The following is a 24,236-nucleotide window of genomic DNA, read 5'->3' as shown; positions in this document are numbered from 1 at the left end:
CCGTGCCTCCTCCCATCGCTTCCGCAATCCGCTAGTTTTCATTCCGCCCGGGATTATCTCTACATCATTGATCGAGTGGACCAACTTTTTTTGAAGTGTATTACATTCCTATGCTTAGTTATGTAGGAAATTGACCACTATTTTAGTCGGCAATCCGGCAAATAGCGACAAGCATGAACAAACCTTTGTTATAATGATGGGAGAAAGAGGGGAATTAACATGGCGGTTAACAAGGAAGAGGAGCTGTATAGCCCCATCAAAACCTATTACGAAAACCTTGGCTTTACAGTAAAAAGCGAGGTTCTTCACTGCGATCTCGTCGCGATGAAACAAGATGGCAGTGAAGCCGTTGTTGTCGAAATGAAAAAAACGTTCAATCTCGCTTTGCTTCTGCAAGGGATTGAACGTTTACGCATAAATGACCATGTTGTGCTCGCTATTGAGCGTAACCGAAAAAAAAGCGGCGCCCACAATCAGCGCTTCAGCGATATTACAGAGCTGTGCCGGATGCTTGGTCTCGGCCTAATGACCGTTACCTTCTTCAAGACAAAAGCACCGCTTATCGAGATGCTGTGCGAGCCAGGCGAGATGCCAAAGCGCGGCATCCGAAGAACCCGTCAGGCACGCCTCTTAAGGGAGTTCCGCGAGCGCAGCGGCGATTACAATGTAGGCGGCAGCACCGGCCGCAAGCTAGTCACCGCCTACCGGGAAAAGGCGCTCCGAGGCGCCTATGCCCTGCAACAGGCCGGGATACTGTCCCCAAGCCAGCTGGTAGCGCTGACCGGCAATCCGCAAACCGCATCCATGCTCCGCAGCAATTACTATGGCTGGTTCGAGAAGGTCGGACGCGGCCAATATCAATTGACGGCAGCCGGAGCCTTAGCCTTGGCCGAATATGCGGAAGTCATCGCCGAATGGAAGGAGAGCTTTGTCCTCCCGCCGGCTCCTGTTCCTAAAGAGGCAAAAGCATCCAAGGCTCCCAAAGCGACCTCAAAACCTAAAACATCCAGACGTTCAACGGGCAAAAAAGCTACAAGTCTTAACTCCGCGCTGTAAACTCGCGGATCGCCTCTGCCAAGCGCTCGACGCCCAGCACCGTTCTGGCACCTTTATTATGTGTAAAGTTAAGCCGGGCAGTGTTCCGCTTTGGATCGTAAGCATAGAAGGCACTGCCCGGTACAAAGGCAACACCCTTCGATACGGCAACCCGCAGCAGCGCTTCCGCATCCAGACCTTCCGGAAGCTCGACCCACAGGAACATGCCGCCTTTTGGCTCGATCCAATGGAGGCCTTCAATCTTTTGCGCCCTGATCAGATTCTGCATCTCGCGCATCCGGTCTCCATAGGATTCCGAAATAACCCGGATATGATCATCAAGCGGGAAATGCGCCAGCAGCTGGCTTAATATTTGCTGATCCATCGTACTGGACTGCAGATCTGCCGCCTGCTTCGCCACGGCAAGCATCTTGATCACACGCGCATCACCAATCGCCCAACCTGTGCGGAGCGCGGGAGCGACCGTCTTCGAGAACGTGCTCGTATAAATGACAACGCCGCTTCCAAGCTGCTGATCAAGAGCAAACAGAGTAGGGTAAGCCGCCTTCTCGTCATATTTCAATTCGCCGTAAGGATCATCTTCAATAATAGGGACTTGATGATTAACGCAAATTTGCAGCAGCTGCTGCCTTCTCTCCAGGCTCCATACATTGCCCGTAGGATTGCCAAAGGTTGGTACAGCGTACATAAACTTCGGCTTATGCAGGCGAACCAGACGTTCCACATCCTCCGGAATCATCCCATGCTCATCACTTTCCGCTGCTATAACCTTCAGACCATGCAGCTCAAATACCTGAAGACAGGCCAAATACGTCGGACGTTCAACAAGCACCGTATCTCCTGGCTCGGTCAACACTTGTACGAGCAGACTGATCGCCTGCTGGGAGCCGGTTGTAATGATCATTTCCTCCGGCTTCACATTCATCCCCTTCTGGGCCATACGAACACAAAGCTGTTCGCGAAGCGGCAGGTAGCCTTCCGTAAGTCCATATTGCAGCGCGCTTGTGCCCGCCGAGATTGCGCGGTCAGCCGCCTCCCTGACAGCCTGAACAGGGAACAACTCTTCCGCCGGCAGTCCACCTGCAAAAGATACGATATCGGAGCCTTGCGTCAGCTTCAGAATATCCCGCACGACCGAAGATTTAACCTGCGTCATTCTTGATGCAAACCGAAATTCCATTTTTCCGTCTCCTCCCACAATAACTGCAATGATTCTTCCTGCCATTATTGTCGCATAATAAAAAGAGTCCATGCAATATAACAAGGTTTTAACAATCTGTTCACAACTTTTCACGTTTTCTTTTTCCTAAACCTTGGTTATAATGAAGCTAGCATATCGGAGGTGTCACTTAATGTCTATTACTTTCGTTATTGTTATGACAGTCTTTATTTTGTTCTTGACTGCCATCTTGACGTCTTCGTATAACGACGACAAGACCAAAGGCCTTTAAGAAACAAAAAATGAAGCTTCTCCTGTAAGCGTTGACGCTTAGGAGAAGCTTCATTTTTTATTATGACCTGATATGTTTATTAGTGCTGTTAGGATATGTCCAATTAACGGATTTGAAGCTGTCCCATCTCGCTCATGCATTGTTCGCATAGATAGCGTTCCTTGAATTCCTTCACATCTTCCATTGATCCGCAGAACACGCATCTTGGACGGTAGCGCTCCAAAATAATATGGTCGCCTTGCACTAAAATCTCAACAGGATCCCCCTCATTCATCTGATACCGTTTACGAAGTGATTTAGGAAGGACAATTCGTCCGAGTTGATCCACCTTTCTAACCACACCTGCTGGTTTCATCTTTTCACCTTCTTTATGTCTGGATTTGCAAGCTAACTCTGTGAAAACATTGCACAGTAGACTTTCGATGGTCTCATTCGAATTCCTTCCCAAACAAGGATAATCCTTAATATCATGCAATTTCAGTCCATACCTGGAAACTGATTCTGGCGCAGAGCCTCATACACAATAATAGCCGCCGAATTAGAAAGATTCAGCGATCTGACGTCACCTGTCATCGGCATCCGCATGCAAGTATCCAGATTCGCCTCGATCAGCTCTTGCGGAAGTCCTTTGGTTTCCTTCCCGAATACGAAGAAATCTCCGTCCCTGAATTCAAACTCCGTATACACTTTACGCGCTCTTGTACTTGCATAAAAAAATCTTCCGTTTGGATTCGCATCTTGCAGCTCCTGGAAGGAATCATGGTACTCCACGTGAACGGCATGCCAATAATCCAGGCCGGCGCGCTTCAGTGTGCGGTCATCGGTCTGGAAGCCAAGGGGACGAACAAGATGAAGATGCGCGCCTGTTGCTGCGCATGTACGAGCAATATTGCCCGTGTTTGCAGGAATTTCGGGTTCAACCAATACGATATGAAATGCCATAACTGTACTTACCTCACATTCTATGTCATTATACACGATTCATTAGGCTGCCGCACCAGTGCTTGGGAGGCAATTTTTACATTAGGTTAACGTACTCTTAATCTCCGCATTAATGTTAGCCTTCATAATGGAGACATCATGTAGGAGGCAAAGGAGAATAGATACGATGAAAAAGAAAATATTGGTCGTAGATGATGAGCCTTCAATCTCCATGCTTATCGAATTTAATCTAAAGCTCGCCGGCTATGATGTCCGGTGCGTAAGCGATGGAGAGGCCGTATTCGAGATGCTGAAGCCATTCCGTCCTGACCTGATCGTACTTGATTTGATGCTTCCGAAGATGGATGGTATTCAAGTATGCCGTGAACTGCGCAAGCAAAGCAATGCCGTACCTATCGTTATGCTTACCGCTTTGCAGGATGTCACAGACAAAATCGCCGGGCTCGATAACGGGGCCGACGATTATATGACAAAGCCGTTTAGTCCGCAAGAGCTCATTTCCCGTATCCAGGCGATATTCCGCCGCATTCAATCCCTTCCAGGCCAAGCCGAATCCACTACATTCGATATTGGCCGATTGACTGTACGGGCAGAACAACGCGAAGTGCTGATCGATGGCAAAACAATCGAACTGACACCTAAAGAATTTGAGCTTCTTCTCTTCTTATGTAAGCATAGAGGCAAAGTATTAAGCCGTCAGCAGCTGCTGCATGGGGTATGGGATTACCATTTCCTCGGCGATACGCGTATCGTTGACGTTCATATCAGCCATCTTCGGGATAAAATCGAGCAAAACGCAAGAACTCCCGAATATATTATGACGGTCCGCAATGTCGGCTACAAGCTTCACGCCCCTAATATGGCCGATTCTTCACTCGCATAACCACCGCTAAAGATGAAGACCGCCTTTCCGTTTACGGGAATGGCGGTCTTTGTTCATTCTTAACCGTTGCGGCGCTGGAAATCCGCCATAAATTCAGCAAGCGCTTTGCAGCTCTCATGAGGAACGGCATTATACGTCGATGCACGAAGGCCGCCAACATCGCGATGGCCTTTCAGGCCAACAAAGCCGTTTTGTTCCGATTCCTTCACGAATTGCTTCTCAAGCTCTTCGCTTTGGATACGGAAAGTAATGTTCATAAGCGAACGGCTGTCCGGATGCGCACACCCGATATAGAAACCGTTGCTTTGATCGATCGCATCATAGATCAACTTCGTTTTATCACGGTTTATTTGCTCCATTGCAGCAACTCCGCCGTTTGATTTGATCCATTTCAGGACCAAATTAACCATATATACCGAGAAAGATGGCGGTGTATTATATAACGAGCTGTTTTTGGCATGAGTATCATAACGGAAGATAGCCGGAATGTCTTTCGGGCTTTCCTGTACCAGATCATCGCGTACGATAACAACGGTCACACCCGATGGACCAAGATTTTTTTGCGCGCCCGCATAAATAAGACCAAACTTGCTAATATCAATTGGACGGCTCAAAATGTCGCTCGACATATCGGCAACAAGCGGCACATTGCCAAGATTCGTCGGGAACTCCTGGAACTGAACGCCTCCGATTGTTTCATTCGATGTCATATGGAGGTAAGCGGCATTGTCAGGAACGATAAAGTCATTCACATTTGGCATCCGCATATATTTGTCGTTTTCTGACGAAGCCGCAATAACAGTCTCGCCAACGAATTTCGATTCCTTCAGTGCTTTATCAGCCCAAGCGCCTGTCTTGACATAAGCGCCAACGCGACCCGGACGAAGCAGGTTCATCGGAATCATGGCGAATTGCTGGCTAGCGCCGCCTTGAAGGAATAATACATGATAGTTATCCGGAATACCGAACAATTCGCGCATGAGTGCTTGTGATTCATTGTTCACTTGCTCATACAGTGCGCTCCGATGCGACATTTCCATAATAGACATGCCTGCGCCCTGATATTCGACAAATTGCTCCTGTGCCTGCTGCAGCACTTCAAGCGGTAAAGCGGCCGGTCCTGCATTGAAATTATAGGCTCGTTTCATTTCCGTTACCCACCTTTTGTTTTTGTTAAAATATAAGAAGGTACAAGTTCTCTATACTATGCTTATATTTCACATCTCACATGATATTGATTATGATAGCAATTTTAGAGGCTGTCTTCAAGTACATTTACATAATGTTAGTGACAAAAAGTCGAACGGAGAATAATCATATGGCAGAAAATATTCGGATTTTCACCGCTATTACCATTCCAGAAAATATTACGGGGCAAATCGTTAGCCATTTGCCCGATTGGCGGACACAGCTCCCTTTCCAGAGATGGGTAGATCCAAGAGACCTGCATGTTACGCTGCATTTCATCGGGGACATGCCCATCTCCTCCATCCCCGTTATTCAGGCTGCCATGCAGGAGACGGCGTCTCGAATAAGAGCCTTTCCATTAGAACTGTCGAAGCTTGGCAGCTTTGGCCGCGTGGAACGCCCTTCCGTCTTATGGCTTGGCCTAAAGGAATTGCCCGATGAGCTGCTTAAGCTTCATCAATTGCTTGGAGAATTCCTTCACTCTGCCATCAACTACACACCAGAGACCCGTCCTTACCGCCCACATGTCACCTTAGCGAGGAAATACAATGCTGATGAGCCTTGTAAGACAGATCAACTCCAGAAGCTCTCCAGCAGCTTTCTACAGCATCAGACAGCATTCGACGCAAGCGGCATTACTCTTTACCAAACCCGACTGGGCGAAAGACCTATGTACGAACCTCTCGCCGTCATTTCCTTCGACAAGTGAGAAAACCTCTATCGAAGCATGTCGAAGAAGAGCGACCGCGTTTAGAGTAACTTATTAGTTCTATAATGGAAAAAGCGGACCCCCTAAGGGAGTCCGCTTGAATAAGTGCGTTTCGAATTAGCAGCCGAAGTACAGGCTGTATTCGTGTGGATGAATACGGATCGATACCGCTTTAGCTTCGCTGCGTTTAACGGCAACATAGTTAGCGATGAATTCTTCCGTAAATACGCCACCTTCAGTCAAGAATGTGGAATCCGCTTCGAGAGCGTCAAGCGCTTCGTCGAGTGTACCAGGTACGCTGCGGATTTCTTTTTTCTCTTCTTCTGGCAGTTCGTAGATGTTTTTGTCGAATGGACCATAGCCCAAAGCAACAGGATCCAGTTTACGTTTAACGCCGTCCAGACCAGCAAGCAGCATAGCTGCGAATGCCAGATAAGGGTTAGCTGTGGAGTCCGGAGTACGGAACTCGATACGGCAGCCTTTTGGTGTTACCGATGCGATTGGAATACGAACTGCAGCGGAACGGTTACCTTTCGAGAATACGAGGTTAACCGGTGCTTCGTAACCAGGTACCAGACGTTTGAACGAGTTTGTCGAAGGGTTCGTCAAAGCGATCAGAGCTGGTGCATGGTGCAGGATACCGCCGATGTAGTGCATAGCCAGTTGGCTCAGGTTGCCGTAAGCGCCTTTTTCATAGAACAGCGGAGTGTCGCCGTCGAAGATCGAGGAGTGAACGTGCATACCGGAACCGTTGTCGCCGAACAATGGTTTTGGCATGAAAGTAGCCACTTTACCGTATTGGCGAGCTGTGTTATGAACGATATATTTGTACAGCATGAGGTTGTCAGCTGTTTTAGTCAAAGTGCTGAAACGGAAGTTGATTTCTGCTTGACCAGCAGTTGCAACTTCGTGGTGATGACGCTCAACGCGAAGGCCAACTTCTTGCATCAGGCGAACCATTTCGCTGCGGATGTCTTGTTGTTGGTCAACTGGAGCAACTGGCACGTAGCCGCCTTTTACAGGAACTTTAAAGCCCAGGTTGCCGCCTTCTTCTTTACGGTTCGTGTTCCAGCCTGCTTCTTCGGAATCAACGTAGAAAGAAGAGGAGTTCATTGTGCTTTCATAGCGAACTTCGTCGAAAATGAAGAACTCGGACTCAGGTGCGAAGAATGCAGTAGTACCGATACCAGTCGTTTGCAGGTATTCTTCCGCTTTTTGAGCGATGCTGCGTGGGTCACGCTCGTAACGCTCGCCGTCCGGTGTATGAATGTTACACATAATGTTCAGTGTAGGATGATCTGTGAAAGGATCAACGAATACTGCTTCAGTATCCGGCATCATTACCATGTCGGACTCTTCGATACCACGGAACCCTGGGATCGAGGAACCGTCAAAAGCTACACCGTTTACGAAAGTATCAGCGTCAACTTCTGTAGCAGGAAGAGTAATGTGGTGCGCGCGACCAGCGAGATCCACAAAACGGAAATCTACAAACTGGATGTTGTTTTCTTGAATTGTGTTCAAAACATTTTGAACTGACATCAGATATTTCCTCCATTTCCGAACATTTGCTTAGTTATGAACAGTTATTGTTCAATTTTCGTGCTAAACTATGAGGTAATTATAAAACTACGGTTTGGCATCGTCAATACTTATGTAAGGTATTTTTTAATCATATGTGAGGTATACTTACAAGTTTAAACATTTGTTCACAATTAAGCCTTTACATTCGATCAGAAAAGCCGGGAGGCCTTGTGTATCAAGGCTTCCCGGCTTTTCTCATTAACAATTTGTATTAAATTTTCCACTCTGCGAAGGCCGCTGCCGGCTCTTTTGTTGTATTAAATTGTTTTCCGACGATTGGCGCCAGCTTCTCTAAATCCTTTAACAAATTAGCGAATTGGTCTGGGAATAACGATTGTACACCGTCACCTGTCATCGAATTATCCGGATCTGTGTGCATTTCAACGATCAGACCGTTCGCCCCTGCTGCAACGGATGCCTTGGACATCGGTTCTACCAATTCGCGGCGTCCTGTACCGTGGCTAGGATCCGAGATTACTGGCAGATGGCTAAGCCCTTGCAGAACCGGAATAGCAGATAGGTCGAGAGTATTTCTTGTGTAAGTTTCGAACGTTCGGATTCCGCGCTCACATAACATAACATTCGGATTTCCGCCGGCCAGGATGTATTCCGCTGCATTGAGGAACTCATCATACGTTGCGCTGAAGCCGCGCTTGAGCAGGACCGGTGTCTGGATGGTTCCGAGCTTGCGAAGCAAGTCGAAGTTCTGCATGTTGCGGGTGCCGACCTGAAGAATATCCGCGTATTCGGCACATACATCTACGTACTCCGGCGTCATGACTTCCGTAATCGTCAGGAGGCCATGCTTCTTGCCGGCTTCCGCCATCATGATCAAGCCTTCCACTCCAACTCCCTGGAAGCTGTAAGGACCGGTACGAGGTTTAAACGCACCGCCGCGAAGCACTTGTCCGCCGGCTGCTTTCACAAGACGGGCGATTTCATCAATTTGCTCCGGCGATTCAACAGCACACGGGCCGCCCATGATCACGAGGTTCTCGCCGCCGATTTTAACGCCTTTAATATCGATCACCGTATCGTCCGGATGGAAGTCACGGCTTGCAAGCTTGTAGGACTTCGAGATCTTGATCACATTCTCGACGCCTTTCATTTGGCGGAGATGCTCAGCAAGCGTTGGCTCCGCCTGGCCGATAATCCCGATAACGGTACGGTCCGTTCCTCTCGATACATGGGCTTGCACGCCCGCTCTTTCAATATGGTTCACGATTTCTTGAATGCGCTCTTCAGCAATATGTGGGCTTGTAATAACGATCATGTCCATCTCTCCTTTTTCGCTTCAACGCTTATACGCTTTTATGCTTTGTGGCTTTTATGCTTTTACTTGTTAAAGCAAATATACACGAGGAGTACCCTTTTCGTCAACAGGAAATTTGCATCGCAGGCATGCAACTACGTAAGTGAATATTCTTACGATCGCTGTGCTAATTAGATTCCCTGAACAAGTTTCCATAGTAGGAATCTAATTACCAAGGCGAACACTTCGCTTCTCCAGAACATTCACTTACTCCGCTGCACTCTGTCAATTTTTTCAAATACTCAAAGGGTACAATAAACAGAAAGAGACAACCAAAGGTCATTTCCCCTGATTGTCTCTATAACCAATCATATTAAGCTTCTGCTGCGCCTGCATTCGACTTGGTACGAATAGTCGGAAGAAGCTTGTTTTTGTTGACCGTGCGCTTGATCTCCCACGTTTCCGGGTTGGCATGGTCGTACTGCTCCAAATACGCGATAACTTCCTTCGTAATCGGAGTTGGAGTCGACGCTCCTGAAGTAACGGCGACGCGATCGATGCCTTTCAGCCACTCCTGCTTGATTTCCGACACGTCGGCAACACGGTAAGCCGTTACGCCCGCAATCTCTTCGGATACTTGCGCAAGACGATTGGAGTTATTGCTGCGAGGATCGCCAACTACAATACATAGCTGTGCAGCGCCGGCCTGTTCGGCTACGGCCTCCTGGCGTACTTGCGTCGCCAGGCAGATTTCATTATGAATCTCCGCTTTCGGATACGCCTCAAGCAGCTTGCTCATGATAATACGGATATCCCATTGCGACATCGTCGTCTGATTCGTAATAATAATTCGGCCCTCAGGTACGCTGAGCTTCTCAATATCTTCTGCACGCTCAATGAGATGAACACGGTCCGGCGCCACACCAATCGCACCTTCCGGCTCCGGATGGCCCTTCTTGCCGATATAAATAATATGATAATCCTCGGCTACTTTTTCCCGGATCAGATCATGCGTCTTTGTTACATCCGGACAAGTTGCGTCCACGATGGTGAGACCTTTCTCACGGGCACGGTTGCGCACCTCAGGCGATACACCATGGGCTGTAAAGATAACTGTGCCCTTCTCGATCTGCTCCAGAATTTCCAGACGGTTCTCGCCGTCAAGCGTAATAACGCCCTCTGTCTCGAAAGCTTCTGTCACATGCGCATTATGAACGATCATGCCAAGAATATAAATTGGACGCGGAAGGTCCAGATTCTTTGCCGTTTGCAAAGCGAGAACCATCGCATCAACGACCCCATAGCAATAGCCCCGCGGCGATATTTTAACAATTTCCATCTGCTAACACCTGCTTTCTCTATAACGAAGTTAGACTTCGTTTCGATCCGTTCCTTCCATTATAATCGAAGCAGGCTGGGGGGAAAAGTCTATTGGCAGCCAAATAACAAACGTGGACCCTTCTTCCTCCATCGTTGTCACCTCAATCGAGCCGCGATGTTCATCAATAATCCACTTGGCAATAGACAAGCCAAGCCCTGTTCCTACGGTCTTTCCGCGCGATTCATCTGCCCGGTAGAAACGGTCGAAGATATGGGGAACTTCCTCCGGATTCATACCGATTCCCGTATCTTTAATAATAATGCCAAGCTGATTTTCTTTGTGTATTGCGCTCAGTTCAATCCAGCCGCTTGGTGTATATTTGAAGGCATTCTCAATAAAGATGAACAGAAGCTGCTGCAAATAATCAGCGTTCCCGTACACCTGATAGCCATTTAATGCAGATAAATCCCCAATCCGCCATTCAGCGTTCCGCGGAAGCAGACCCGCTCTTCGGCCAACCTCTTCTACGATCGGCAGCATGGGCAGCGTTGTTTTCTCCATCTCATATCCCGCATCCGCTCTAGCTAATGCCAGAAGATCATTAACAAGCGTGGACATTCGCCGTGCCTCGGCTGAAATATCCTGCATCGCCTCGTTAGACAGCTCCCACCGCTGTGTATCAAGGGCCAGCACAATATCACCCGCTTTCTCCGGATCAATGGTCTTCGACCACACCCGCTGCAGAAGCTCAATATTGCCTCGAATCGTTGTCAGAGGCGTACGAAGCTCATGGGAGGCATCAGAGACAAAGCGGCGCTGCGCTTTATAAGATTCGTCCAGTCCGTTATAAGCCATCTCGATCCGAGATAGCATAATATTAAGGGTGTACACCAGCCTCCCGATTTCATCCTTCGGCCCTTCAATCGGAATGCGGACGCTAAGATCAGAGCCGACTTGAATTTGCTCGGTCGTGCGGATCACCCGCTCGATCGGCTGCAGGGCTTTGCGCGCCAGGAACAGGCCTATTGTAAAGGCAAGCAGAAGACAAATCAACGATGACATAATAAGAATGACGCGTAGTCCGGCCAGGTAATTCTCCTCGCTGGCTACTACCGCGCCAACCTGAAGCAGGCCAATTAATGTGCCATCCGTATTGTTATGAATAGGAACTTGATAGATCAGGAAAGCGACTTCCCCTTCATTGGTCTTCAATTCCGCCTTCTTATAGTCATAATCCGGATTTGTCTTGGCTTCAGGAATAGGAAATTTGATACCGTTAACCTGTAATTCACCGGACGTTTTAATGATGCCTTCTTTATAATTTACTAATTGCACATAAAAATCTTTTTCGTAAAATGGAGAATTCCTCTTAATATTCAGATCAGTCTGATTTAATCCATTTTCGTATTTCACGATATCATATGATTCAGCCTGGTCGCGAAGCTGTTCTTTCGTATCTGCATACGTATTCATATTAACAAAGAAATAAATAGCCACACATAATACGATTAATGCGGCTGCAAGGATGCCGGAAAACCATAAAGTCAGACGAAGCCTGATCGTCATCTGCTAATCAACCCTCTCCCCGCAGTACATAGCCGGTTCCGCGCACGGTTTGGATAATGCGTTTGGCCCCGCCCTCCTCCAGCTTCTGACGGAGCATGGCAATGTAAACCTCGAGCACGTTCGACTCGCCGCTGAAATCATATCCCCAAATCTTTTCCATGATTGCGTCTCTGGTTAGTACCCGGCGCGGATTTTGCATAAATAAGAGCAGCAGATCATATTCCTTCGCCGTTAATTCAATCCGCCTTCCGGAACGAATGGCTTCACGGGAATCCAGATCCAGTGCCAAATCGTCAAAAACGATTTTGTTGCTGCTCGAATCATCCATTTTGTCTGATTTACGGCGCAGCAAAGCACGGACCCTTGCCAGAAGCTCCTCCAGCGCAAACGGTTTAATCAAATAATCGTCCGCTCCGGCATCAAGCCCCTTTACCCGGTCCGAAATATCATCCTTTGCCGTCAGCATAAGAATAGGGACTGTGCTTCCGCCTTCCCGAACACGGCGGCACACTTCCCAACCATCCACTTGCGGCATCATGACATCAAGAATAAGCATGTCCGGATCCGCCGTTAAGAGCAGCTTTAGTCCTTCCATACCATTGCTTGCCGTTGTTACTTCATAACCTTCAAACGCAAGGCTTCTTCTAAGTAAAGAGGTAATTTTGTCATCGTCATCTACAACCATAATATGCTGTCTCATTTCATTCTCCCCCTGAATAACTTCTCTGCTCTTCTATAAAAGAAGCGCAGAGTCTTTCTTACTCTGCGCTTCCGTTATGACTTACTCGGCGTTAAATTTGTTTTTGTCGCCGATCTCCACCTGCAAATCCATCTTTTCGCCTCTGCGGACAATGTTCAGTACGGCTTTATCGCCTACTTTACGTTTCTGGATCTCGGCGATGAGCGCTTGCGTATTCGAATACGTTTTGCCATCGATGCCAAGGATCACGTCAAATTGTTTCAGATCGGCAATGTATGCCGGAGAGTTGTAATACACGTTGCTGACGATCGAGCCTTGGACTTTATCCATGCCCAGCTGCTTCGCAATCGCATCCGTTACATCGCCAAGCTCAGCACCGATGAATGGAACCGGCTCTTTAGGAACTTCCTTATTGTTTTTAAGCGTATCCAGAACTTCCTGAATCGTACTTGTAGGAATCGCGAAGCCGATACCTTGTGCTTGCGAGCTGACTGCTGTATTAATACCGACAACCTCACCGTTTACGTTCAGAAGCGGACCGCCGGAGTTACCCGGATTAATGGAAGCATCCGTTTGGAGCAAATGTTTGTACTCGCGGGTGCCGTCTGTATCCTGAATATCAATCGGACGTTCTTTTGCACTCAATACGCCAACGGTTACGGTATGGTCAAAGCCATATGGGTTGCCAATGGCTACAACCCAGTCACCGATATTAATTTTATCCGAGCTGCCAAGCGGCAGTGTTGGGAATGCTTTATCGCCCGTCACTTTCAATACCGCAAGGTCAAGATCAAAGCTGGAGCCAAGAAGCTCGGCCTTAAACGGCTTATCATAGCCTTGAACCGTTACTTCGATCTTATCGGAATCTGCAACCACGTGCTGGTTCGTCAGGATATAACCATCCGATTCGAAGAAGAAGCCCGTACCAATTCCCGACGCTTGCATGTTGCTGTCATCGCCATTATTCTCTTGCTGCTGGTTAGCATCCGGTGCTTCCTCACCAAAGAACTGGCGGAAGAACGGATCGTCCAAAATACTGCCGCTTCCGCTGCCGCCGCGCGCAGCCGGCTTCACATAAGTCTCGATCTTAACAACTGCCGGACTTGCCGTCTCGAACAGCTTCGCAATATTATCCGGTCTTGCTGCTGCTACCGATGCTCCGCCGTTGCCAGCTGTAGAACTTTCTGCCGTTGTTCCTGAACTTGCACCCGAGCCGTTCTCCGCCTGCTTCGAGGAGAATACCGAATTGCTGGTGAACCAGTTATTCGTATCCGAGGCGTACATTAATCCGCCCATCAGGCCGCCAACCACAACTACACCGGCCAAGAAGGAGACGAACATTCCTTTTATCGGACTCTTCTTACGCGGTTCACGTGTTTGCCAGCCGCTTTTAGCAGACTGCTGATTATAAGTAAAAGGACGTAACGGCGCAGGCGGCGTTACTTCCACTCTCGACTGCTGCTGGTCCGGCTCAGGCTCGCTGCCGTCAGATGCCGCTGCATAGTATTCCTGCGGGTTAGACCGGGACGGCACGGAAGCTCCATTATCATCCGGTGCGGAAGATTTGAATGGTCCGTATGAATAATAATAGGAAGTTTTACCCGGAGCTTCCGATCCTTCAGCTGATGCTGTTGTATTCTCGTCTTCACGCGGATTGTTGTCTTCACCGTTCGCACGATTCTGAAAGAAATCGTCGTATTTTTTGTTCTGATCGTCCATTTCCGTCTCCTCCTTGATCTATTCCAATAAAGCAGCCGAATCTTGTAATTGTCGGCGCTCTCAATTCCTGTATACCTATCATGCACATTCTACCTTAAAACAAACTTAAAATGAATTAAAACGAACATAAAAAAAACGTCTAACGACGTTATTTCTATGCACTTTTGCCTGTCACTCTACCAAACTCTCCATTCCACGATAGAGAGCTTGGCGTGCCGTATTTTATTGTGGAAACAGCTTTTCAACTTCTCTCAGTACTTCCTTCGCCTTATCAATCCATTTCGCATCGACATGGGCATCCGGATTGGAAGGGGACTGAAATTGATCAAACAATGCCCCAACGACGCGGGCGCTTGCTTCAGGATCATTGCCTTCCTGATATTCATGCCTCAGAACATAGGGAGTTCCTAACGTAATGATGGCATTTGTATCTGCCGTTACGTCTACGACACTGCCGTTAGTTACTTGAAAGGGCAGGCGAAGCCATACCTTATTCTCCTGATCTAATGCCCGGTCGAAGGACCCGTTCGTATAATCCCAGTTGCCCCCGAGCGAGAATTGATGCTGCTCAAGCCAGTCCCTGGAATCAGTAAATGCTTGCTGACGGGCTTCCAGTGATGATGAAAGTGGAATCATGACAGTTCAGCTCTCCTTTGGCATCTCTTGCTTGATTAACCGCTAAAGGATAATATGTCCCGCCATCCCGTTATTTATGTGTTTTTTACCCAGCCTTTGCGATGGGCCAGAACCGCAAGCTGCGTCCGGTCCTCCAACTCGCATTTCATCAGGAGGTTGCTGACATGGGTTTTGACTGTTTTTACGCTAATATGAAGCTCTTCGCCGATTTCCTTATTGGAGCGGCCTTCCGCGATGAGCAGAAGCACTTCCTTCTCCCGTTCCGTCAGCTCCTCGTCACCCGATTGGGCCGTACGCTGGCGCAAGCCTCTCGTCAGAGCCTGGGAAACATCCGCCGTCATGACCGGCATCCCTTTCACTGCACCATGCAGCGCATAAATAAGCTCCTCCGCCGAAACCGTCTTGAGGACATAACTTACCGCTCCCGCTTCAATTGCCCCGTAAACTTTGTCATCTTCAAGGAAGCTGGTAAGCATGATGATCTTCAGGTTCGGATATTTGGCGATCATTTGCCGGGTTGTCTCAATGCCATCCATCCCCGGCATCATCAGGTCCATCAGAATTACATCCGGTATGCCGGAGGCAATGCCCGCCTCCAGGAGCGAAATAGCAGCCTGACCGCTGCTTGCTTCAGCTACAACCTCAAACTTCGGCTCCAGCATCAAATACGTGCGCAAGCCTGTTCTCACCATATCATGGTCATCAACAATCATAACTTTTAACGTATTAGTCCCGCTCATCGTTGCCCCTCCATATTTTCGGTATGGTAACCTTCACTCTTGTGCCGCTGCCCGGCTTGCTAATAATTTCAGCCTGACCGCCCAGCTGCTGGGCCCGCTCCTGCATCGTGGATAATCCGTAAGAACCGCGTCTTACCTGATCTGCCCGAAAGCCCGTTCCGTCATCCTGAAGAATAAGCACAACCTGCCGTTCATTCTCCGTCAAGCTTAATGAACAGCTTTGCGCACCGGAATGCTTCACTACATTGGCCATTGCCTCCTGGACAATAAGGAACAGCTGATGCTCCTTCGCCTCGGTGAGCGGTTCAGTCAGCCGCCAGTCAAATACGCCTTGCAGCCCATTCTGACGGCAATAATCCGGAAACCATTTGTCTAGCGCCTCGAGCAGCGTACGCCCCTCCAGCTCCATCGGACGAAGCTGCGCGATAAATATCCTCATCTGTTTTTGCGCTAGCGTTGACATCTGAATAAGCTGATCCAACACGGAAGCGGCGCGCTCCTGATCAATTTCTTGAAGCTTCGGAAGCGAAGAGGCGCACATATGCATGGCAAACAGCTGCTGGCTGACCGTATCGTGGAGGTCTCTTGCTAACCTTTTCCGTTCCTCTTGAACGGCCGCTTCATTAGAAGCAGCTTGTGACATGACCTGTTCTTCCCCGGTCATCTGGAGCCGCTTCATCCTCTCCTGCATCAGTTCGGCAAGCTCATTGAATTCGTGGTACAGCTCGGAGAAGGAGAAATCGCCGGATTCCGTAATCCGGACTTCGAAGTTCCCGTTGACCGCCTGTTTCAGCGCCAGCTGCAGCGTGTCAATCCGCCTCTGAATATGCTGGCCCGTCCAATACCCAAACCCTGCACTAACAAGCAGAAAGACGGAGGCTGCGCCGTAGCGCACTTCCGTCTGAACTCTGTCCCCATCTGCTAATCCAGTCCATACCGCAATAGCAAGCACCAGTGCCGTTACCGAGGAGGCAACAAACATGGTGAGCAGCCGCCATTTGCCGCCGCGGAACAATCGAACGATCATAAACGTCTATCCCACCTTCGTAACGCGAACATCGCCGACGAACGTGCTAACGACGAGTTTGATTTTTTTGTCCGTCTCTTCATAGTAAGGCGAATGAATGTTAATGCTCTTGAACATTCCGCCTTCCTTCTGACCCAGAATCTTCACATCGCCTACAAAAGCACTCGATATAACCTGTACGCCTACTTCATAGTCGTTAGGTACATACACCTTTACATCGCCTATAAAAGAAGAGATACAGATCTTCGTCTCGCCAAACGGAATTTGTGCTTTCGTCAAATCAACAATCGTATCACCGATAAAATGGGATATATTCAGCGGCTTCAGCTCCCAATAATCCTGGCCAATATGAATATCTCCGATAAATCCCGATCTCGACTGTGCATTTGGATCATGGTTCCAATATTCAAAAGATCCATGCTTGGAGCGCTGGTGCTGCTCGCGGATATGCTCTCTCACCTGATGCTTGTGCTCCCGGATATGCCGCTTCTGCTCATTGATTTGCTGACGCAATTCACGCTTGAAGTTTTGATGCGGTCTCCCGTGATGATAAGGACCCCTTCTTAAATCAGGCTCGGGGTCCCCGCCAACCTTATGATCCGTGAAGGCTTTGGCATCTCCCGGGTTTGGGTTGCCGGCATCTGTTCGATTCGCATCTTCCTCACCGGCCTTGGTTGGATCCGGGTGAAGCGGAGGCGCAGCAGGTATGTCACCTTTATAATCGGTATATGCGTTATATGACTTCCATTCATCATCATATTGAGGAGGCTCCTGGTGACGGTGCCGCGGACGGCGCAAGAAGTTAATGCCTACCAGTATGATAATGATTGGCCAAGCATATGAAACGATGTCGCTAAACGACCAGGAGAACCACTCCAGATTATGACCCAGAAATATAAACCCGAGTAAAATCATCATCCCCGCCCACCAGCCGGAGCCGTGACCGTGACGGCCGGCAAGCAGTCCATGCAGACCAATCCAGAGCAGCACGACTGGCCAATAATTGGAGATAATCTCGCCAATACTAATGTCGTAATCAATCATGCCCAGTTGTTTTAACAGAAAGAATACGCCAACGGCAATGATGACAAGACCCGATAACAGCCGGTTTAGAAAGCTTCCATTCAATTTTAGTCAACTCCCTGCCAGTACTTCTTAATGTCTTATGCTACTTAGTATAGCTAATGCAAGTAGGGTTATAAAGGGACGGCCGATTGAACTTGGCATCGGTCTCGAGACTGAGAACAGGAATTCTGTTTTTCTAAAAATCGATCTTTAAATGCTAATTCTGCAAAAAATATCTAACATGCGTCATAAAACATCACGCAAATACGTTGACATTACTTACTTTGGCTATTTATAATGGTGAGCGGATTCATAGAGACAGAGAAACCTTACATCAATTACGACTATGAACAACAGGAGTTGAATCAATGGATGTAGCAGAACTGTCGAGAGGGCTGGATACCGTCTGGGTTGTCTTGACAGCAGCAATGATCTTGCTGATGGAAGGCGGGTTTGCCCTGCTTGAAGCCGGTTTTGTCCGGCAGAAGAATGCGGTTAGCATTATTATGAAGGTTTTTGTCGACATTGTTTTTGGTGCACTTGTCTTTTACTTCTTTGGCTTCGCCATCATGTACGGCAAAGACATTGGCGGCTTGTTCGGCTCATCCGGATTTCTGCTCAATGGGGACTTATCACACATCAGTCTGAATATTTCCCACGAGACCTATTGGCTGTTCCAATGCGCCTTCGTCATCGCCGTCATCTCGATTGTATCCGGAGCCGTTGCGGAACGGATTCATTTCCGGGCCTATATCTTATTGACCATTGCCATGACTGGTCTGATCTATCCGCTGTCAGGGCACTGGGTATGGGCAGTAAACGGCTGGTTAGGCAAGCTTGGCATGATTGATTTTGCCGGTTCGGCAGCCATCCATGCCCTTGGCGGATTTGCGGCGCTGGCTGCAACCTTGTTTATCGGTCCGAGAATCGGCAAGTTCTCACCCGACGGCAAAGTGAACATCGTATCACCATCTAATCTTCCGCTGGCTTCCGTTGGCGCCTTTATACTCTGGTTTGGCTGGTTCGGCTTTAATGCCGGCAGTACGCTCAGCGCAACCAACGCCGCAATTGGCCACATTGCCGTAACAACTATGTTGTCCGCTGCATCAGGCGGAGCGATTTGTATTCTGTTTACGATGTTCCGTTACCGGAAAGCGGACCCGCCGATGGTTATCAACGGCTCTCTAGCCGGTCTTGTCGGCATTACTGCGGGCTGTGCCTTTGTATCCGACGGCGCGGCCATCTGGATTGGGGCTATTTGCGGCATTGCGATGGTGCTTGTTACCGAATACCTGGAGCGCAAACAAATCGATGATCCGGTCGGAGCCTTTGCAGTGCATGGCATTAGCGGCAGCATCGGCACATTGGCTGTTGGTCTCTGCGCAATCCCCGAGCTTACAGAGGGCGTCGGACAAGGCTACTACGGTCTGTTATACGGAGGCGGCTGGAACCTGCTCGGTGCACAGGCGCTTGGACTTGTCGTCATCGCCATTTGGGGATTTGCCGTCACCTGGGCTGTCTTGCTGCTGATTCGCAAAATCATGCCGGTACGCGTTTCCAGGGACGAAGAGCTTATTGGCCTCGATGTCGGTATCCATGGCGTTCCTGCATACAACCAGGAAAATGATTTCATTGATGTGGATCACATTACAAGAAAATAATAAAACAGACAAAAGGCGTTCCTCCGGAAGGGGAACGCCTTTTGTTTATGGGTATAATTATCGATATAGTTCATTAACCAGGTCTCCCGAGATGGTCACAATATCTGTCGGTGACGATACTTGAATGGATCTGGCATGCTCAATTTCCAGTCGGAGAGCACGTACTTGCTCCATTGGTTTCTTAACAAAATGAATATATTCAACAGCCAAATGATGATCCGGCTTTCGGCCGGACAATAACCGACGCAACGTGGACATAGACTGATAAGCCCGCTCTTCCTTCAGACGCCGCTTCTCATATCGTTCAACCATTTGCTCGATTTCTGCGATTTCCTGCTCTTTCTTCGCCACATACGCATCGATAAAAGGCAGCACTTCCGCTGCTTTACGATGATGGGATGAAGAATGATTCGTTTGGATAATTGGATCAGTCATGATAGCTCACCTGTCTTCACTGCGTGATTATTTCTTACATAACTAATATACAATAAAGATTCGCTCTTGAAAACTTAAAATATGTAACATTAGAAAATTTGATAAAGATAAAAAACCGTGCTTCCTTCAAAATAGGAAAAAAGAGGAACCGGGGATCGGTTCCTCTTGTTGATTCGTCAAAGTTATTACTTCTCCGCTTTTTGAGTTTGTTGATTTGCAGCTTTACCAGCTGCATTGTTTTGGTTGAACTCCTCAGCGAATTCTGCGTTGAACTTGTTGTTGTTTTGCGCTTTGTTGTTTTTGTTTTTAGCCATTGTAGTATTCACCTCCCCGTCCAACCTTAGTATGGCTGAGTGAAGGCTTATTATTCAGATGCGTATTATGATTCTAAGTACGTCTGAGGGATCGGTTTTCCCGCTTCAACCGCATGATTAATCTGGTTCAGCCACGTCTGAGACAGCTTGCCGTTGCCTTTGCGAAGCACCTGTACCGCAACGGTCCGCTTTCCCCACTGCTTATATACATCTTTTATCGTCTCAAAGTATAAGTCGAGCCTGTGGCCTTTGATGGCCGACCCGGTATCCGCAACTACGCCGTAGCCATAGCCCGGAATATAAAGCAGTGTACCAATCGGAAACAGCTTCGTATCAGCCGCTACGGTTGATACTTGCCCCCTTCTGACCTTCACCCCCGAATAAGTGATTCCGTATTGCGGGTGACCAGGGCGCTTACCTGTTGATTCATAACCTGCCGTATAGCCCGTAGCTATAACCTGCACGGTTGATAACGCCTGCTCCGCAATGGCTTCTACGGCTGCGGGTGCTTCCTTGCTATTCTCTTTGGTTGCTTCATGAACTTCATGCTTAACGGTAGGTGCTGCTGCAAGACCCGGAGCTGTAAACCCTCCTGTCAGCATTGCCGCAACCGCTACGCTTGAAATTGTTTTTTTACAAGTAAAAAAGCTTGTGACCATTTGGGCAGCTTCCTCCTCAGAAGAATAATTCCCAAACGGTCCAAGCTTTATTCATAACAGCCTAGATTGCTTTAGTTGCGATTTCGTTTTGCAGCAGCTCGATCAGCTCTGCTACCGGTTTAGCGCCGATATCCCCTTCGCCGCGCTTACGTACCGACACAGTGCCCGATTGCGCCTCGTTATCGCCGACCACGAGCATGTAAGGCAGCTTCTCAAGCTGTGCTTCGCGGATCTTATAGCCAAGCTTCTCGTTGCGCAGATCGCTCTCCACGCGAACGCCAGCCAGCTTCAGCTTCTCTTCCACTTCACGCGCGTAAGCCTCGTAAGCAGTCGATACCGGAATGACCTTCGCTTGTACCGGCGACAGCCAGAGCGGCAATGCACCAGCGAAGTTCTCCAGAAGGAAGGCCGTCATCCGTTCCATAGTACTGATGATCCCGCGGTGGATAACGACCGGACGATGCTTCTTGCCGTCCTCGCCGATATATTCAAGCTCGAAGCGGTCTGGGAGCAGGAAGTCGAGCTGTGCAGTCGACAATGTCTCTTCCTTGCCAAGAGCCGTTTTGATCTGAACGTCAAGTTTAGGACCGTAGAACGCCGCTTCGCCTTCTGCCTCGAAGAATGGCAGTTCAAGCTCTTCGACTACCTCACGCAGCATACGCTGCGACATTTCCCACATCTCATCATTCTGGAAGTACTTCTCTGTGTCTTGCGGATCACGGTAAGACAGACGGAAGCGGTATTCTGTAATGCCGAAATCTTCATAAACTTTGCGGATCAGATTCACAACTCGAGCGAACTCTTCCTTGATCTGATCCGGACGGCAGAAGATATGCGCATCATTCAGCGTCATCGCGCGTACGCGGTGCAGGCCAGTCAAAGCACCGGACATTTCATAGCGGTGCATCGTGCCCATCTCGGCAATACGGACAGGAAGATCGCGGTAGCTTCTCATGTCGCTCTTGTATACCATCATATGATGCGGACAGTTCATCGGACGAAGAACAAGCTCTTCGTTGTCCAGAGCCATCAGCGGGAACATGTCTTCGCTGTAATGCTCCCAGTGACCGGAGATCTTGTACAATTCCACGTTAGCAAGTACTGGTGTATACACATGCTCATAGCCAAGACGCTCTTCCAAGTCAACGATATAACGCTCAAGCGTACGGCGAACCTTTGCGCCGTTTGGCAGCCACAGCGGCAAGCCTTGGCCCACCTCGCGGGAGAAGGTGAACATCTTCAACTCTTTGCCCAGCTTGCGGTGGTCACGTTTCTTCGCTTCTTCCAGGAAGTGCAGATGCTCATCCAGCTGTGCTTTCTTGGCGAAGGCCGTACCGTAAATACGCTGCAGCATCTTGTTCTTCGAATCCCCGCGCCAATACGCGCCGGCTACGCTCAGAAGCTTAAATGCTTTAATACGGCCAGTGGCCGGCAGATGCGGTCCGCGGCAAAGATCAAAGAATTCGCCTTGGTGGTACATCGTAATAACCGAATCCTCCGGCAGGTCGCGGATCAGCTCAAGCTTCAGATTATCATCGAGCTCCGTGAAAATGGCCAGAGCCTCTTCGCGGCTGACTACACGGCGGCGAATGTCAAGATTTTCATTCACGATGCGTTCCATTTCTTTCTCGATCTTGGTCAAGTCTTCCGGAGTCAGCGATTGATCCATATCGATATCGTAATAGAAACCGTCCTCGATAACCGGACCGATGCCCAGCTTCACATTTGCGTTGCCATACAGGCGTTTGATTGCTTGAGCCATCAGATGGGCCGTACTGTGACGGTAAACCTCGAGGCCATCGGCCGATTCAATCGTAACGATCTCGATTGCGGCATCAGATTCGATTGGCGCGTACACGTCAACGACTTTACCGTTGATTTTACCTGCGATAGCATTCTTGCGAAGACCCGGGCTGATCGAGCCCGCTACTTCTTCGATTGTTGTTCCAGCTGCATACTCCCGAATCGCGCCGTCTGGAAAAGTAACTTTGATAGACATTGATTTCCCTCCTGAAAAAGTTGGCATAGCACGCGGGATGAACGCAAAAAAAGCACGCATCCCGCAAAGGGACGAGTGCTTGTTTACCCGTGGTTCCACCCTACTTCGACCGCTGACTATTGTCCTGGTGTCCCAGACAACTCAGCAATCCTTGTATTGATCTGATAACGGAGACAATCCGGTGCAGCTTAGTAATGACATGGTTAGTCACGTTCAACCGCACAGCTACAAAGGGGTATATTTGCGAATGTCTCGAAGGAAATTGCAGCCGAGTTTCCTCTCTCTGGGCCGACATTACCGGCAGATACATGTCTTTGTCATTGCTGTTTACATAGTTATGTCCAATATTATAGCCGCTTTAACCCCCATTGGTCAATAGATGCGGCTGTCAGGCTGGATGGTCCCGTTGCTTTCAAAGCATGGGCTGCAAGCCGGGCATTGGGTACAGAGCGATACGCGATTGTCAAAAATCGTCTCGATTGTCCGGATAACCTGCATATCCTCCTGCCTCGTATGGATCATTATATGCTTCGGTGAGACAGCAATGAGTGAGCTGATGACCATATCTTCTATATTCATTTCGGTTTCCAGCATCTCGGCCACTAACTTGTCCGAGTGGGGCTTCGGTTCAAAAGGCTGAAATTTCTCATTGAACAGGACAAACTCATGGCTTCCTTTATGGACAAGATGGACAATCGGCACTTTGGATTCCTGCAAGCCTACAAAATATTTCAGCAGCGAAATAAACTCCTGATATTGCTTATCCAGTACATATTCGTCCAACGCATAATCAACAATTTCGGCTAATTCTGTCCGGTATGGCTGCAGCCGAAAGGATGTTAAGCCCGACAAATTTAAAACCGAGTTCTCCTGCAAATAACGGTCAATTTCATCAGCAACCTTTGTTTTGCGGCGCTGCCGGTCCGCATCCAGAAATCTCGTTCCCAGACCGTCCCACTCTGTTCCGTGAAGCAGCTCGTGACAATATTTTTCGATAACAGGTGCATCAATAGCATGGTTATTCCTGTATTTTCTCCGAATGATGGCTGCCAGAATGAGTGGTTCCATATCGGTTACGATGAATTCGGCAAGTGCTTTGGAAGCCGCTTGATACACCGATTGGCTATGGTCAGCCAGTTGAAAATAAGGCAGGATCGCTTGGCAGCTAATCTCCTTCTCGGATAGCAGCGTGTACGCTATAGCCTCTCCTTCGATGTTTGCGATATGTAGATCATTGGTTGTGTACTCCGCCATCAACGCCGCTAATTGGGCAGCCGATTGCTCCATGTTCGAAGGCAGCGTTACGGTAAACAGCTCCATGAGCTCACC

Annotated in this window: 23 protein-coding genes; 4 read left to right on the top strand and 19 right to left on the bottom strand. The window is 48.7% G+C overall.

Annotated elements, in window-relative coordinates; genetic code table 11:
* Window positions 1-219 precede the first annotated feature (219 nt).
* Window positions 220-1,056 (top strand): DUF2161 family putative PD-(D/E)XK-type phosphodiesterase, encoded by an 837-nt coding sequence (locus tag BM200_RS11910; RefSeq protein ID WP_091185431.1) that lies wholly within the window; start codon window positions 220-222, stop codon window positions 1,054-1,056.
* On the opposite strand, the gene BM200_RS11905 is transcribed toward BM200_RS11910, so the two are convergent.
* From BM200_RS11905 to trmL, 3 genes are all read right to left on the bottom strand, one after another.
* Window positions 1,040-2,236, bottom strand: coding sequence for an aminotransferase-like domain-containing protein (locus BM200_RS11905; RefSeq protein WP_091185428.1), 1,197 nt, complete (start codon window positions 2,234-2,236; stop codon window positions 1,040-1,042). The genes BM200_RS11910 and BM200_RS11905 overlap by 17 nt on opposite strands.
* A 374-nt stretch (window positions 2,237-2,610) precedes the next feature.
* Window positions 2,611-2,862, bottom strand: a complete 252-nt coding sequence (locus tag BM200_RS11900; protein ID WP_091185423.1) for an AbrB/MazE/SpoVT family DNA-binding domain-containing protein — start codon at window positions 2,860-2,862, stop codon at window positions 2,611-2,613.
* 122 nt (window positions 2,863-2,984) lie between these two features.
* Window positions 2,985-3,449, bottom strand: a complete 465-nt coding sequence (trmL, locus tag BM200_RS11895) for a tRNA (uridine(34)/cytosine(34)/5-carboxymethylaminomethyluridine(34)-2'-O)-methyltransferase TrmL (protein WP_091185421.1) — start codon at window positions 3,447-3,449, stop codon at window positions 2,985-2,987.
* 166 nt (window positions 3,450-3,615) lie between these two features.
* On the opposite strand from trmL, the gene BM200_RS11890 reads away from it, so the two are divergent.
* The gene (locus tag BM200_RS11890) at window positions 3,616-4,332 is read left to right on the top strand and encodes a response regulator transcription factor (protein ID WP_091185418.1); all 717 of its coding nucleotides are present in this window, start codon (window positions 3,616-3,618) and stop codon (window positions 4,330-4,332) included.
* 59 nt (window positions 4,333-4,391) lie between these two features.
* Here BM200_RS11890 and serC read toward each other — a convergent pair whose 3' ends face one another.
* Window positions 4,392-5,480, bottom strand: a complete 1,089-nt coding sequence (gene serC, locus BM200_RS11885) for a 3-phosphoserine/phosphohydroxythreonine transaminase (protein ID WP_091185415.1) — start codon at window positions 5,478-5,480, stop codon at window positions 4,392-4,394.
* A gap of 170 nt (window positions 5,481-5,650) precedes the next feature.
* Between serC and thpR the strand changes: the two genes are divergently transcribed.
* Window positions 5,651-6,229 (top strand): RNA 2',3'-cyclic phosphodiesterase, encoded by a 579-nt coding sequence (gene thpR / locus BM200_RS11880; RefSeq protein WP_175532837.1) that lies wholly within the window; start codon window positions 5,651-5,653, stop codon window positions 6,227-6,229.
* 117 nt (window positions 6,230-6,346) lie between these two features.
* Here thpR and glnA read toward each other — a convergent pair whose 3' ends face one another.
* The 10 genes from glnA to liaF form a co-directional block, all read right to left on the bottom strand.
* Window positions 6,347-7,771: a type I glutamate--ammonia ligase gene (gene glnA, locus BM200_RS11875; protein WP_091185411.1), complete on the bottom strand. Its 1,425-nt coding sequence runs from the start codon at window positions 7,769-7,771 to the stop codon at window positions 6,347-6,349.
* 253 nt (window positions 7,772-8,024) lie between these two features.
* Window positions 8,025-9,086 (bottom strand): 3-deoxy-7-phosphoheptulonate synthase, encoded by a 1,062-nt coding sequence (aroF, locus tag BM200_RS11870; RefSeq protein WP_091185409.1) that lies wholly within the window; start codon window positions 9,084-9,086, stop codon window positions 8,025-8,027.
* 352 nt (window positions 9,087-9,438) lie between these two features.
* Complete coding sequence (locus BM200_RS11865) at window positions 9,439-10,404, bottom strand: 4-hydroxy-3-methylbut-2-enyl diphosphate reductase (protein WP_091185406.1); 966 nt, start codon at window positions 10,402-10,404, stop codon at window positions 9,439-9,441.
* 30 nt (window positions 10,405-10,434) lie between these two features.
* A complete protein-coding gene (locus tag BM200_RS11860) occupies window positions 10,435-11,952 on the bottom strand; it encodes a sensor histidine kinase (RefSeq protein WP_091185403.1) in 1,518 nt (505 codons plus the stop codon).
* A gap of 7 nt (window positions 11,953-11,959) precedes the next feature.
* Window positions 11,960-12,652, bottom strand: a complete 693-nt coding sequence (locus tag BM200_RS11855) for a response regulator transcription factor (RefSeq protein ID WP_091185399.1) — start codon at window positions 12,650-12,652, stop codon at window positions 11,960-11,962.
* An 81-nt stretch (window positions 12,653-12,733) separates the two neighbouring features.
* On the bottom strand, window positions 12,734-14,371 hold the full coding sequence (locus BM200_RS11850) for a S1C family serine protease (protein ID WP_091185396.1): 1,638 nt from the start codon (window positions 14,369-14,371) through the stop codon (window positions 12,734-12,736).
* 222 nt (window positions 14,372-14,593) lie between these two features.
* Window positions 14,594-15,007 (bottom strand): YugN-like family protein, encoded by a 414-nt coding sequence (locus tag BM200_RS11845; protein ID WP_091185392.1) that lies wholly within the window; start codon window positions 15,005-15,007, stop codon window positions 14,594-14,596.
* A gap of 74 nt (window positions 15,008-15,081) precedes the next feature.
* The gene (locus BM200_RS11840) at window positions 15,082-15,747 is read right to left on the bottom strand and encodes a response regulator (protein WP_091185389.1); all 666 of its coding nucleotides are present in this window, start codon (window positions 15,745-15,747) and stop codon (window positions 15,082-15,084) included.
* Window positions 15,734-16,774, bottom strand: coding sequence for a sensor histidine kinase (locus BM200_RS11835; protein ID WP_091185388.1), 1,041 nt, complete (start codon window positions 16,772-16,774; stop codon window positions 15,734-15,736). Before BM200_RS11835 ends, BM200_RS11840 begins: the two co-directional genes overlap by 14 nt.
* Before the next feature lie 6 nt (window positions 16,775-16,780).
* Window positions 16,781-17,902 (bottom strand): cell wall-active antibiotics response protein LiaF, encoded by a 1,122-nt coding sequence (gene liaF / locus BM200_RS11830; RefSeq protein ID WP_245772981.1) that lies wholly within the window; start codon window positions 17,900-17,902, stop codon window positions 16,781-16,783.
* A gap of 305 nt (window positions 17,903-18,207) precedes the next feature.
* Here liaF and BM200_RS11825 point away from each other — a divergent pair, with 305 nt between their 5' ends.
* Window positions 18,208-19,500 carry an ammonium transporter gene (locus tag BM200_RS11825; protein WP_091185385.1) on the top strand — a complete coding sequence of 431 codons (1,293 nt, stop codon included), beginning with the start codon at window positions 18,208-18,210 and terminating at the stop codon, window positions 19,498-19,500.
* Between the two features lie 57 nt (window positions 19,501-19,557).
* On the opposite strand, the gene BM200_RS11820 is transcribed toward BM200_RS11825, so the two are convergent.
* The 5 genes from BM200_RS11820 to BM200_RS11805 all read right to left on the bottom strand — a co-directional run bounded on the left by BM200_RS11820 (window position 19,558) and on the right by BM200_RS11805 (window position 24,227).
* Window positions 19,558-19,935, bottom strand: coding sequence for a hypothetical protein (locus BM200_RS11820; protein WP_091185384.1), 378 nt, complete (start codon window positions 19,933-19,935; stop codon window positions 19,558-19,560).
* A 185-nt stretch (window positions 19,936-20,120) separates the two neighbouring features.
* The gene (locus BM200_RS30610; protein WP_281248369.1) at window positions 20,121-20,249 is read right to left on the bottom strand and encodes a hypothetical protein; all 129 of its coding nucleotides are present in this window, start codon (window positions 20,247-20,249) and stop codon (window positions 20,121-20,123) included.
* Between the two features lie 65 nt (window positions 20,250-20,314).
* A complete protein-coding gene (locus tag BM200_RS11815) occupies window positions 20,315-20,908 on the bottom strand; it encodes a 3D domain-containing protein (protein ID WP_091185381.1) in 594 nt (197 codons plus the stop codon).
* A gap of 61 nt (window positions 20,909-20,969) precedes the next feature.
* Window positions 20,970-22,907, bottom strand: a complete 1,938-nt coding sequence (thrS, locus tag BM200_RS11810) for a threonine--tRNA ligase (RefSeq protein WP_091185380.1) — start codon at window positions 22,905-22,907, stop codon at window positions 20,970-20,972.
* Between the two features lie 372 nt (window positions 22,908-23,279).
* On the bottom strand, window positions 23,280-24,227 hold the full coding sequence (locus BM200_RS11805; protein ID WP_091185377.1) for a putative sporulation protein YtxC: 948 nt from the start codon (window positions 24,225-24,227) through the stop codon (window positions 23,280-23,282).
* Between the last annotated feature and the right edge of the window lie 9 nt (window positions 24,228-24,236).

This window comes from Paenibacillus catalpae, from assembly GCF_900112695.1.
Taxonomy (GTDB): domain Bacteria; phylum Bacillota; class Bacilli; order Paenibacillales; family Paenibacillaceae; genus Pristimantibacillus; species Pristimantibacillus catalpae.
This window is presented reverse-complemented; position numbering and strand designations above follow the sequence as displayed.